This is a genomic window from Mesorhizobium sp. M1334, from assembly GCF_040317995.1.
Lineage (GTDB): Bacteria > Pseudomonadota > Alphaproteobacteria > Rhizobiales > Rhizobiaceae > Mesorhizobium.
On the sequence record NZ_JAMYLM010000004.1, the window covers coordinates 93,191 to 104,591 of the forward strand.

General features: G+C 62.8%; 11 protein-coding genes. 4 read left to right on the top strand and 7 right to left on the bottom strand.

Annotated elements, in window-relative coordinates; translation table 11 throughout:
• Positions 1-129: 129 nt before the first annotated feature.
• The 4 genes from NKH17_RS10100 to NKH17_RS10115 form a co-directional block, all read right to left on the bottom strand.
• Positions 130-2,730 carry a TRAP transporter permease gene (locus tag NKH17_RS10100; protein WP_352895656.1) on the bottom strand — a complete coding sequence of 867 codons (2,601 nt, stop codon included), beginning with the start codon at positions 2,728-2,730 and terminating at the stop codon, positions 130-132.
• A 56-nt stretch (positions 2,731-2,786) separates the two neighbouring features.
• The gene (locus tag NKH17_RS10105) at positions 2,787-3,740 is read right to left on the bottom strand and encodes a TAXI family TRAP transporter solute-binding subunit (protein ID WP_352476752.1); all 954 of its coding nucleotides are present in this window, start codon (positions 3,738-3,740) and stop codon (positions 2,787-2,789) included.
• 93 nt (positions 3,741-3,833) lie between these two features.
• On the bottom strand, positions 3,834-5,165 hold the full coding sequence (locus NKH17_RS10110) for an aspartate aminotransferase family protein (protein ID WP_352895658.1): 1,332 nt from the start codon (positions 5,163-5,165) through the stop codon (positions 3,834-3,836).
• Positions 5,162-6,067: a MurR/RpiR family transcriptional regulator gene (locus NKH17_RS10115; RefSeq protein WP_352476750.1), complete on the bottom strand. Its 906-nt coding sequence runs from the start codon at positions 6,065-6,067 to the stop codon at positions 5,162-5,164. The genes NKH17_RS10110 and NKH17_RS10115 overlap by 4 nt, the downstream gene beginning before the upstream one ends.
• Positions 6,068-6,162: 95 nt before the next feature.
• Between NKH17_RS10115 and NKH17_RS10120 the strand changes: the two genes are divergently transcribed.
• Both NKH17_RS10120 and NKH17_RS10125 read left to right on the top strand, forming a co-directional pair.
• Complete coding sequence (locus NKH17_RS10120) at positions 6,163-7,011, top strand: beta-keto acid cleavage family enzyme (RefSeq protein WP_352807707.1); 849 nt, start codon at positions 6,163-6,165, stop codon at positions 7,009-7,011.
• Positions 7,012-7,178: 167 nt separating this feature from the next.
• The gene (locus NKH17_RS10125) at positions 7,179-7,571 is read left to right on the top strand and encodes a GFA family protein (RefSeq protein WP_352508686.1); all 393 of its coding nucleotides are present in this window, start codon (positions 7,179-7,181) and stop codon (positions 7,569-7,571) included.
• 31 nt (positions 7,572-7,602) lie between these two features.
• Here the strand turns inward: NKH17_RS10125 and NKH17_RS10130 are convergent, their stop codons facing one another.
• Positions 7,603-9,111, bottom strand: a complete 1,509-nt coding sequence (locus NKH17_RS10130) for a winged helix-turn-helix domain-containing tetratricopeptide repeat protein (protein ID WP_352896007.1) — start codon at positions 9,109-9,111, stop codon at positions 7,603-7,605.
• Positions 9,112-9,265: 154 nt separating this feature from the next.
• On the opposite strand from NKH17_RS10130, the gene NKH17_RS10135 reads away from it, so the two are divergent.
• Positions 9,266-9,508, top strand: coding sequence for a DUF1127 domain-containing protein (locus tag NKH17_RS10135; RefSeq protein WP_352895661.1), 243 nt, complete (start codon positions 9,266-9,268; stop codon positions 9,506-9,508).
• Between the two features lie 107 nt (positions 9,509-9,615).
• On the opposite strand, the gene NKH17_RS10140 is transcribed toward NKH17_RS10135, so the two are convergent.
• Both NKH17_RS10140 and NKH17_RS10145 read right to left on the bottom strand, forming a co-directional pair.
• On the bottom strand, positions 9,616-9,951 hold the full coding sequence (locus NKH17_RS10140; protein ID WP_352895663.1) for a DoxX family protein: 336 nt from the start codon (positions 9,949-9,951) through the stop codon (positions 9,616-9,618).
• Positions 9,948-10,310: a VOC family protein gene (locus NKH17_RS10145; protein ID WP_352895664.1), complete on the bottom strand. Its 363-nt coding sequence runs from the start codon at positions 10,308-10,310 to the stop codon at positions 9,948-9,950. The genes NKH17_RS10140 and NKH17_RS10145 overlap by 4 nt, the downstream gene beginning before the upstream one ends.
• 272 nt (positions 10,311-10,582) lie before the next feature.
• On the opposite strand from NKH17_RS10145, the gene NKH17_RS10150 reads away from it, so the two are divergent.
• On the top strand, positions 10,583-11,353 hold the full coding sequence (locus tag NKH17_RS10150; RefSeq protein WP_352895665.1) for a helix-turn-helix domain-containing protein: 771 nt from the start codon (positions 10,583-10,585) through the stop codon (positions 11,351-11,353).
• Positions 11,354-11,401: the final 48 nt, after the last annotated feature.

The following is an 11,401-nucleotide window of genomic DNA, read 5'->3' on the forward strand; positions in this document are numbered from 1 at the left end:
CCCGTAGTCGACGGGTTCGAAGGGGCGGTCGCGCGTCGTCATGCGCATTTCCGCATTAGCCGGTTCCGCGGCGCCGTTTGGTTCTCTTGTTACTGACATGCTGGCGAGCCTCTTCCGCTCACAAGACGCTTACGGGCCGACTGCCCGCCTTCGCCGCTTCTGAATCCAGAAGACGAGACCGAGCAACAGCAGGGCTGGAATCGCAAACCAATAGCGCGACGGCCGCTCCGCGGGCACTAGCACCTGGTTGATTTCGTCGCCGGGCTGCAGGCCGAATTTGGCCGCCTGGCTGCCCAGTCGCACGACGCCGACTGTCACGCTGTCGCCGAGCGCGCTGACGTCCAGCCCCACAGCCTTCAGGCGTTCGGCCGATGAATTTGCGGGCCCGAGTTGTAGCCGAACCAGCTTCGATATCTCATCGCCGTTGAGGTTCAGTGTCGTCAGGCGCAGGCGAACCGCTCCGCCTTCGGGTGTCTCGTCGACGATACGGCTGAGTTCGGAGGCAGGCACTGCCCGATAAGGTTCGCTCACCTGATCGAGCAACAATCCCGGTCTGAACAAGATGAAACAGGCCAGAAGCAACGCAATCGTCTCGTACCAGCGGTTGCGCACGAGCATCCAATTCTGCGTCGCTGCTACAAACGAGACCATGGCCAGCGTCGATGTCACGACCATCGCAACGAAGTCGAACGGCCCTTCGAGATCGATCATCAGCAGTCCGGTGTTGAAGATGAAGATGAATGGCAAGAGGCCGGTACGGATCTCGTACTTGAAGCCCTGAATCCCGGTCTTCACCGGATCGGCGCCTGAAATTGCCGCAGCAGCATAAGCCGCCAGCCCCACCGGCGGCGTCACGTCCGCCATCAGCCCGAAATAGAAAACGAACATGTGGACGGCGACCAGCGGCACGGCAAGATCGTTCTGCGCCGCCAAATCGACGATGACCGGCGCCATCAAGGTGGCGACGACGACATAGCTCGCGGTCGTCGGCATGCCCATGCCGAGAATGATGCAGATCACCGCGGTGAACAAAAGCATGACGATGAAGCTGCCGCCCGAGATGAATTCGACGAGCTCGGTCATCACCAGCCCGATGCCGGTGAGCAGGACCGTGCCGACGATGATGCCGGCCGTCGCAGTGGCAATGCCGACCGTCGTCATGTTGCGCGCAGCGGCGGACAGGCCACCGATCAGATCGTCGAAACCGTGAAGCCAATGCCGTGCCAGCGCTCGGTCCTTGCGGAAAAAGGCGGTGAGCGGCCGTTGCGTGACGATCAGCGCCATCAGGGCGACAACGCCCCAGAATGCCGAGAGGCCCGGCGACAGCTCCTCCACCATCAGGCACCAGATCAGCAGGATCACCGGAAGCAGAAAATGCAATCCAGTGCGCGCCGTCTCGCCGAAGTGCGGAATCCTGACGATCTCGCCCTCCAGATCCTCGAGCGGCAGGTCGGGATAGCGCGCTCGGTAGGCGACGAGGCCGATGTAAACGGCGATCAGCGCGGCAGTGATCATCCAGGTCGCGGCCGCGCCGAAAACGATCTTCGTCCAGCCAATGCCGTAATAGACAAGCCCTGCGAGGACGATGAAGCCGCATATGCCCATCAGCCCGCGCAGTGCACCCTGAAATGCGGAGTGCGTGCGGCGTGACGGCAGGCCCTTCATCCCTGTCTTCATCGCCTCGATATCGACGATGTAGAACAACGAGCCGTAGGTCAGCAGCGCCGGATAGAAGGCGTGCTTGACCACCTCGGCATAGGAGATGCCGACATATTCCGCGATCAGGAACGCGGCGGCGCCCATCACCGGAGGCATCAGCTGACCATTGACGCCGGCCGCGCATTCGATGGCACCCGCCTTCACCGCAGAATATCCGACCCGCCGCATCAGCGGGATGGTGAAGGTTCCGGTGGTCACGACATTGGCGATCGAAGAGCCGGAAATCATGCCGGTCAGGCCGGAAGCCACGACACCGGCCTTGGCCGGACCGCCGCGGTATTTGCCGAGCAGCGAGAAGGCAAGCTGGATGAAAAAGCCGCCGGCGCCGGCGCGCTCCAGCAATGTTCCGAACAAAACGAACATGAAGACGACATTGGTGGACACACCGAGGGCGACACCGAACACCCCCTCGGACGTCAGCCACATCTGCGAGGCTGCGCGCGATAACGTCGCGCCCTTGTGGCCGAGCAGGCCAGGAAGGTGAGGCCCGGCGAAAATATAGATCAGCATGATCGCCGCGATGACAGTGATGGCAGGTCCGACGGCGCGACGGGCGGCCTCGAGCAGGATGAGGACGCCGGCGATCGATACGACCAGGTCAGCTGTAGTGGGAAGACCCGGCCGGTGGGCGATATCGCTATAAAAGACCAGCAGATAGAGGGCGGACGCCGCCCCGGCGATGCCTAGCACCCAGTCGGGTAGCGGCACCCGGCTGCGCGATGAGGTCTTGAAGGCCGGAAACGTCAGCATCGCCAGAAACAAGGCGAAGGCCAGATGGATGGAGCGGGCGATGCCGTCGCTGACAACGCCGAAATTGAGCATGAACGGAAGGGGCGAAGCATACCAGAGCTGGAACAGCGACCATGCAAGCGATACGCCGAGGATCAGCTTCGCGGTGCGGCCGGTCGGCTTGCGTCCACCGGTGTCGGCTTCCGCGACGATCTCGCTGAGCTTGTCGATGTCGATAACGGGTTGGTCAGGCGCTGCCGCCCGCTGGCTTTGATCTGTCATCGTTCCTCACAATTATTTGCGATGCGAGGCGCCCTTGGCGCCTCGCATTGAAGGCCTCAGAGCCAGCCCTTCTCCTTGTAATAGCGCTCCGCGCCCGGATGCATTGGCGCCGACAGACCGGTCTTGATCATCTCCTTGGGATCGAGATTGGCGAAAGCCGGATGCAGTTTCTTGAAGTCGTCGAAATTTTCGAAGACCGACTTCACCAGCTCGTAGACCACCTCATCGGGCGTGCTGGCATTCGTCACCACGGTGGCGCGGACGCCGAATGTCTTCACGTCGTCCGGGTTGTTGGCGTACATGCCACCCTTGATGGTGGCGACTGAATAGTACGGATGAGCTGCCAACAGCGCGTCCACTGCCGGACCGGTCAGCGGGATGAGCTTGGCGCCGCAGGCCGTGGTCGGATCCTGGATCGCGGCGGAAGGATGACCAACGCCGTAGAAGAAACCGTCGATCTTGTTGTCGCACAGCGCGCTGCCCTGCTCGTCCGCCTTCAGCTCCGCGGCAAGCGAGAACTCGCCGAGCGTCCAGCCCATCTGCTTCAGCAACTCCTCCATCGATGAGCGGGTGCCTGACCCGGGGTTGCCGACGTTGAAGCGTTTGCCTTTGAAGTCCTCGAATTTGGTGACGCCGGCATCGGGCCGCGCCAGCACGGTAAACGGCTCGGGATGGACGGAGAAGACGGCCCGCAGATCCTTGAACGGCTTGCCGTCGAAATTTCCGGTCCCCTCATAGGCCTGGTACTGGACGTCCGATTGGGTCAAGCCGAAATCGAGATCGCCAGTCTGGATGGAGTTGACGTTGAAGACCGAACCGCCGGTCGACTCGGTCGAGCATCGGATGCCGGTTTTCTGCCGGTCCTTGTTCATCAGCCGGCAAATGGCGCCGCCGACGGCATAGTAGACGCCGGTGACCCCGCCGGTGCCGACCGTGACGAAGCGCTGCTCGGCTCTGACGGACGGCAGCGCCAGCAGCATGCAAGCCGCCGCGCCGATCAGGGTTCTCATTGAACTGTACATGGTTGCTACCTCTCTGGTGGGTGTCCCGGCCCATCGCCGATGACGCGTTGGAACTGATTGAGGCGGTCCGCGTCGTGCGGTTCAGGCCGCTGAAGCGATCGCAGCGTCGATCGCCTCACCGAGCCGTTCGACGATCCGATCGATATCCTGTCTGGAAATGATGAAAGGCGGCGCCACAAGCACATGAACGCCCCGCACACCGTCAATCGTCCCGGCCATCGGATAAATCATCAGGCCGCGGGCCATTGCTTCGCGCTTGATGCGAGCGTTGAGTTCAAATCTCTGGTCGAACGGTTCCTTGCTGGCGCGATCGACCACCAGCTCGATTCCCCTGAACAGACCTCGTCCGCGAATGTTGCCGACGTGATCGTGATTATCGAAGCGCTGGTGCAGGCGCTCGTCGAGCTGCGCGCCCATTGCACTGACGTTGTCGAGCAGGCGGTCGCGCCGGATGACCTCCTGCACGGCGAGGCCGGCCGCCGCCGCCATTGGATGCCCCATATAGGTATGTCCATGCTGGAAGAAGCCCGAGCCCTGGGCAAAGGCTTCGAAGATATGCCGGCCAAGCAGCACCGCGCCGATCGGCTGGTAGCCACCGCCGAGCCCCTTGGCGATGGTCAGCAGGTCGGGAGCGATGCCGTCCTGCTCGCACGCATGCAGCGTGCCGGTACGGCCCATGCCGCACATCACTTCGTCGAGAATGAGCAGCACGCCGTAGCGGTCGCAGATCGCGCGAATGTGCTTGAAATAATCGGCGACCGACGGCACGGCGCCGAGTGTCGCACCCACCACCGGCTCGGCGACAAAGGCGATGACCTCGTCCGGGCCGAGTTCAAGGATCTTGTCTTCGAGCTGCCGAGCGGCGCGCGCCGCATAGGCTTCGTCGCTTTCGCCATGCTTTTGATAGCGATAGGCGTAACAGGGGTCGATATGGTGGGTCTCGATCAGCAACGGCCTGAACTGGGCGCGCCGCCATTCGTTGCCGCCGGTGGCGAGAGCGCCGAGCGTATTGCCGTGATAGCTCTGCCGGCGTGCGATGAGATGGCGCCGTTGCGGCTCCCCTTTCTCGACGAAATATTGCCTGGCCATCTTGAGCGCGGCCTCGACCGCCTCCGAGCCGCCGCTGACCAGATAGACGTGGTCCAACCCTTTCGGCGCGTCCTCGACCAGCCGATCCGCCAAGCGCTCCGCCACCTCGGTGGTGAAGAAGCTGGTGTGTGCGTAGGCGATGCGGTCAAGCTGGGCGTGCAGCGCGGCGATCACGTCGGGATGACCGTGGCCGAGACAGGACACGGCGGCGCCACCCGACGCGTCGATATAGGACTTGCCCTCGGCATCGAACAGTTCGATGCCTTGGCCGCGAGCGGCGACCGGCAGCGTCGAGCGGATGGTTCGATGAAGAATGTGTGTCATCGACGGTCCCTGATGGGCATTTTCTTCGGCGGACGCTGGTTCAGATGGGTCTTGAGGGCGGCGCCCTGCTCATCGAAACGTCGCAGCGACTCAACAGCGCCCTCGCCTGCCTGCCCCGCGACAAGAGCACCGAGGACCTCAGCAACGATGAAAGCTGGCGTCATGGTGTGGAAAAAGGACGGGCTGCCGGTCGGCACGACGACCAGGTGATCGGCAAGCAGCGCCAAGGGCGCTACCCCGCTGTCGGTAATCGCAATGACCGGTACGCCGCGGCCGGCAGCGTACTCGACAAGCTCGATGGTGAAGCGCGTGTAGGGCAGGACGCTGGCGGCGATCAGCACGTCGTCCCTGGTCGCATGGGCCAGAGCGTCGCCATCGGTTCCGCCGATGCCGTGCAGCAGCACCGACTTCTCGCCGATCAGCGACAGGATGTAATGCAGATGCCAGGCCACCGCGTGGCTCGAGCGCAGGCCGAGGCAATAGACGCGCCTTGCCGCACTGAGCGCCCTGGCCGTCTCGACCAGACGGTCGATCGACCTGCCTTCGGCGAGATGGGCAAGCTGGCTGGAAATCGAATCCAGAATATCGGCCGCCAGCGCGTGGTCGCCCTTGAGCTTTTGGCTGGCGACCTGAAGGCCCGCCTTGCCGGCGAAACCGATTTCGCCGTCCCGGATCGCGGCGGCGTAGATATCGCGTACCGCCTCGTAGCCATCAAGGCCGAGATGCTGGGCCAGCCGCGTCATCGTCGCCGGCTGCACTCCTGCGTGCCGGGCCTGCTCGCGCATGGACAACAGCGCGACATCATACGGCTTATCAAGGACATAGCGCGCGGCGGACCGAAGCTGCGCCGACATGCCGTCGAAGGCAGTGACGATCTGTCCAGCAAGCTCTTCCTGGTCCATGGATATTGCTAGCTCGCCAGACCAGCGATTGCAACGTCTGTTTCAGTGTGATCAAAGATGATTCATATGAATCTTGTCGCTTACAGAACGTTCCCATGAAGCCGGCCCATGGTGTCGACGGCATCGCCATAGCCGTCGCCCCGAACGGGGGACGTCGCAGCAAGGCCGACCATCCGGCGATTCCGCTGACACCAGCCGAACTTGCGAGGACGGCCGCGGAATGCGCCGATGCCGGTGCGGCTATGATCCACGTTCATGTCCGCGACCGAAGCGGCAATCATCTGCTCGACGCCGACGCCTACCGCCAGGCGATCGCCGCCATCCGCGGTGCTGCCGGCGACCGCTTGGTAATCCAGATCACCTCCGAAGCACTCGGTATCTATTCGCCGGCCCAACAGATGGCCGTCGTACAAGATGTGAAGCCGCAAGCTGTCTCCCTGGCGCTTCGCGAAATCGTTCCTGATGCCGGATCGGAACTCGCCTTCGTGCGCTTCATGGCCTGGCTGCACACCGAGGGGGTTGCGCCACAGATCATCCTCTATTCGCCCGAGGAGGCCGTCAGGCTTTCGGACATGCAGCAACGCGGACTGACCCCTTGGGCAAGCATACCGGTTCTCTACGTGCTGGGCCGCTACACGCCGGGACAGACGTCCGTTCCTGCCGATCTCTTGCCATTCCTCGCGGCGAACATGCCGCGCTTCGATCATTGGAGCGTCTGCGCCTTCGGCCGTAACGAAGCGGCGTGCGTGACCGCCGCCGCATTGCTTGGGGGCCATGTCCGGGTCGGCTTCGAAAACAATCTTTTCCTTCCGAACGGCAGCATGGCCTCGTCCAACGCCGAGGCGGTAGCGACGGTCGCACGCATACTCGCCGACTGCGGAGTCAAGCTCGCCTCGGCCGCCGAGTTGGCGGCTCAATGGAACGCGCCGTTTCGTTCCATATGACAAACCAAAGCCTATTTTCGGCGGCAAGCTCGCATAAGGCATAGAGAGGCGGCTGCAATGTCATCGCCACGGAAGAACGACGTGTCCCCGCCCGCGGCGCGCCGATTGCAACAACAGTGCCGGTCGTTGTAACCATTCCGGCCGCTTGATTTTGGAGGAGACGCAGCATGGACCGATTCACCGGCGGTTGCCTGTGTGGCAACGTCCGAATTGTCGCGTCGGGGCGCCCATACCGGGTCGGTCTTTGTCACTGTCTCGACTGCCGCAAGCATCATGGAGCCCTTTTTCACGCTTCCGCGATATTTCCCGAAGATGCGGTGACGATCGACGGCGAAACACGCGACTATGCCGGGCGGTTTTTCTGTCCCCGCTGCGGCTCGACCGTTTTCGCCCGCACCGCCGACGAAGTCGAAGTGAACCTCGGATCCCTGGACGCGCCTGACCAACTGATGCCAACTTACGAAAGCTGGATCATCCGTCGCGAGTCCTGGTTGCCGCCGTTTCCGCTCACGAGACGATACGAGCGCGATCGTGACGCCACGGGTCGCTTTGAGGAATAGGTCGCACGAACCGTGCGACGGCGCCGGCGCGTCACTCCGGAAGGCCGGCCTTACGGAAGCCGTCAACGAAATGCTCAAGCGTCGCAGCGTCGCGGAATGGCTCCGTCGCCGCCCAGTGGCGGGTTGTGAAATGCGGGTTGCCGACGAGAAACAGTTCGACCTCTGCGCGCGCCTCGTCGAGCCGGCCGAGTTGGGCAAGGCTTGCCGCCAGGAAACGGCGTGAGCTTGTACGATAGGTCTCGTCCCTGCGCAGTGTCTCGACAGCGGCTTCGTATTCGCCGGCCGCATATTGCGCCTGGCCGAGCGCGAGATAATACCAACTTGCCGGAAACGGATTCAGCCGGAACGCCTTGCGAATGTGCTCAAGACCCTCCTCGACCCGTCCGGCCAGGACCGCGATGTCGGACAATGCCGCCCAGGCATCGGCCTCGTTCGGGTCGAGCTCGATCGCCTTGGCGAATTCCGCATCCGCCTCGGCGAAGCTGCGCTCGTAGGCAAGCAGGTAAGCCAAAACCCAGCGGCAGCCGGCATCGTTGGGGTCGATCGCCACGGCTTTGCGCGCCAGTTCCAAAGCAGCGCTACGGGATGTTTCGGTTGGTCCGCCGGAATGCACCCATCCCATCCAGTGGTTCATGGCAAGCCAGCGATAGGCCTCGGCATATTCCGGATCGAGCGAAACCGCGCGGGTCAGCATCAGATGCGCTTCCTGCGCCGTCTGCGGCGAATCATCCATCAGCTTGCGCGCCCGCACGCAGAGATCGTAGGCCTCGAGATTTTGGGGCCGATTGCGCGGCGGCGGTGCGCGCAGCCGGCCGAGTAACGCCTCGACGATCTTGCCGGTGACCTCGTCCTGAACGGCAAAAATATCTTCCAGGCTGCGATCGAAGCGTTCCGCCCATAGATGATCGCCACTCACCGCGTCGACCAGTTGTGCGTTGATGCGTACGTGCCCTGCGGCGCGCCTTGCGCTACCCTCCAGCAGGTAGCGCACACCAAGGTCCTGTGCGATCCCGCGCACGTCCATCGCCTTTCCTTTGTAAGCAAAGGCCGAGTTGCGTGCGATAACGAAGAGGCCGGAGATCCTGGATAAGTCGGTGATCAGGTCTTCGGTCAACCCGTCCGCGAAGGATTCCTGCTCGGGATCGTTGCTGACATTGACGAAGGGCAGCACGGCTATCGATGGTTTGTCGGGCAGCGGCAAAGGTTTTCGCTTCGCGACGCCGAGCTGTTCGACGGAGCCCGTGAAGCGGTAGCCGACGCGCGGAACCGTGGCGATCCATTCACCGCCGTCGGCGGCCGGGCCAAGCAGCTTCCGCAGCAGCGCGATCTGGACGGTTAGGTTGCCTTCCTCGACGGCTGTACCCGGCCACGCCGCGTCCATCAACTCAGCCTTTTCAAGGATTTCGCCGGGCCGTCCGACGAGCGCCGCAAGCAGCTTTAGCCCGCGGTAGCTAACGGCAACGGGGACATCGTTCCGAATAAGCGTTCCCGCACCCGGATCAAGCACGAACGGACCAAAGGCAAAGCGCGATCCCTGCATACGGCGCATCTATAGCCCGTTTGGAAGTTTTGAGAACTATTTGGGAGAGCTTAATTACGGCGCGGTTCGTATCCTGCAGAATTCAGCCTCTTTCAGGTCGAGGGCCCCACACTCCCAAAATCGTATGGGCCCCTCAAACCATATGGAGGTTGCCATGAACGATATTCCCACCTTTGCCTCGGCCCCGCTTCAGGCAGTGCGGCCGGCGGAAGCATCGCCTCGGCGCTACAGCCTGGCGACGCTGCGAAGCATTATCGCGGCCTGGCGCGAGCCGACACGCTTTCGCTGGGATCTCAAGCGATTGGCGGAGACCAATCCCCATCTGATCGACGATATCGGTCTGACGAGGCGACAGGCCGAGGAAGAGATCGCCAAGCTGCCCTTCTGGCAGCGATAGGCGAATGCTGCAAAAACACCGGATCACCAACGACCAGCGGCTGATTGCAGATGAAGACGAAGCCGCCGCCTCGAACGATGATCACAGGCTAGTGGTCGCGGCGACAATCAACCCGCCCAAGACGGCAACATTGATGGTGAAGCCGGTACGAAGCGCTTCGGTTCATCGCCTCTGTAGGACCAGAAGTTGAGCGCCATGAACGACGCCGTAATGGTGAATACGGCCAAGGCCGCGGCGGGAAAGCGTCCACCAAGGCCCGTTGCGAGGCAAAAGCCGCCTGCAATCTCCAGCACCGATCCGGCCGCGAGAAGAGGCTTGGGAGCAGGAAGCCCCGCCCGGCCAGGGACGCTGCAATCGCCCGGAATCGGAGGACATGCTCGGCGCCCGCCCAGATCAAGACGCCGCCGAGCAAAACCAACCCGAGGTGGGAGGAACGCGATCATTCATTGCTGCCATCTTCGGTGTAAACCGCTAGCTCGTAACCGTCCAGGTCCGCGAAATGAAAGCGCCGGCCGCCGGGGAAGCCATAAATCGGCCTGACGATCTTGCCCCCCGCTTCCTCGACACGCTTGACAGTTCCCGGCAGATCATCGGCATAGAGAATGACGAGCGGGCCTCCTCCGGACCTCGCTGGGCCAGCAGCAAAGCCACCTGACAAGCGCCCGTCGTTGAACTCGCAATATTGCGGGCCGTAGTCGGTGAAGGTCCAGCCGAACGCCTTTCCGTAGAAGTCGCGTGACCGCTGAATGTCTTTCACGTTGAATTCGACGTAGTCGATCCGTTGGTCGTTGTTGTTGCTCATGACGCATACCTCTCATGTGATGTACGACGCCGAAAGATAAGCACGCATCTCGCGTGCCTTATTGAACAGAACGGCCATTGACGTATGAGCCGCACACGGCGCTGCGGATGGCGATGCACGTGGCATCGCCCCCCACCTGCCCTCTTCGTTCCGGCCGGAAGAAAACAACCGATTCTTGCAACCGTTCTCGATTGGAAGACGTTGTCTCGAGCGACGGCCGGGCGCAGCCGCTGCGCCGTAGGTTCACCGCTGCTAATCCGAAGGGGAGCGAGATGAGCGATCCCGTCCCAGCGCAGGCAACGGGTTCATTTCAGCAACGTCCAGCGTCGGCGCGGCTTCGCGGGAGCTTTGCTTCGGTGTGGGTGCATCGAATGGACCCGGCGGGCTCACCGCCAATCGTCATCATGCCCGACACAACGATCGATTTGCAATGGATCGGGGGCAGCTTCCGAATTGCCGGCCCTGACAAGGAACCGCAGACCGAGGTTCTAGCGGCGGACGAGGTCGTGATCGGCTTGCGCTTCCATCCTGCCGCGGCGGCGGCATGGCTCGGCGTGCCGCAAATCGAGCTGGTCGGCAAGAGGCTGTCGCTCGAAGATCTGTGGGGGGCGCGAGCTCGCCGCCTCGCCAGCCGCGTGCGCGCCAGCGACAGTCCCGAGGATCTGGCCTGCTCGCTCCAACAGGTCGTCGCCGAGGAGGTGCCCGCGCCCGCGACCGACGTTCCCATGCAGGCGGCATATCGTTTGATCGAGCGCGGGCCGCCACCCGACGCGCCGCTCGTCCCTTGGTTGATGCGCGCGCTCGAGATGAGCGAAAGGACGTTGCGCCGGCGCTTCGACACGAGCTTCGGCTATGGCCCCAAGACGCTTGACCGTATCCTCCGCTACCAGCGCTTTCTGCGGCTTTCGAGCCGCTCCAGCAGCTCCACCGCCATGCTGGCGGCCGAAGCGGGCTATTCCGACCAGGCGCATCTTGTCCGCGAGAGCCGCCGCCTGACGGGAAGCACCCCGCGACAGATTCATTATCTGCTGCACTGCCAGTGAATTCTCGGCGCGTTCTTCGACCAGAGGAGACTGCTATGAAACCGCACA

Excerpts from the sequence above, each read along its gene's own strand:
- NKH17_RS10100 (WP_352895656.1), bottom strand. The coding sequence starts at position 2,730 with ATGACAGATCAAAGCCAGCGGGCGGCAGCGCCTGACCAACCCGTTATC.
- NKH17_RS10105 (WP_352476752.1), bottom strand. The coding sequence starts at position 3,740 with ATGAGAACCCTGATCGGCGCGGCGGCTTGCATGCTGCTGGCGCTGCCG.
- NKH17_RS10110 (WP_352895658.1), bottom strand. The coding sequence starts at position 5,165 with ATGACACACATTCTTCATCGAACCATCCGCTCGACGCTGCCGGTCGCC.
- NKH17_RS10115 (WP_352476750.1), bottom strand. The coding sequence starts at position 6,067 with ATGGACCAGGAAGAGCTTGCTGGACAGATCGTCACTGCCTTCGACGGC.
- NKH17_RS10120 (WP_352807707.1), top strand. The coding sequence starts at position 6,163 with ATGAAGCCGGCCCATGGTGTCGACGGCATCGCCATAGCCGTCGCCCCG.
- NKH17_RS10125 (WP_352508686.1), top strand. The coding sequence starts at position 7,179 with ATGGACCGATTCACCGGCGGTTGCCTGTGTGGCAACGTCCGAATTGTC.
- NKH17_RS10130 (WP_352896007.1), bottom strand. The coding sequence starts at position 9,111 with ATGCAGGGATCGCGCTTTGCCTTTGGTCCGTTCGTGCTTGATCCGGGT.
- NKH17_RS10135 (WP_352895661.1), top strand. The coding sequence starts at position 9,266 with ATGAACGATATTCCCACCTTTGCCTCGGCCCCGCTTCAGGCAGTGCGG.
- NKH17_RS10140 (WP_352895663.1), bottom strand. The coding sequence starts at position 9,951 with ATGATCGCGTTCCTCCCACCTCGGGTTGGTTTTGCTCGGCGGCGTCTT.
- NKH17_RS10145 (WP_352895664.1), bottom strand. The coding sequence starts at position 10,310 with ATGAGCAACAACAACGACCAACGGATCGACTACGTCGAATTCAACGTG.
- NKH17_RS10150 (WP_352895665.1), top strand. The coding sequence starts at position 10,583 with ATGAGCGATCCCGTCCCAGCGCAGGCAACGGGTTCATTTCAGCAACGT.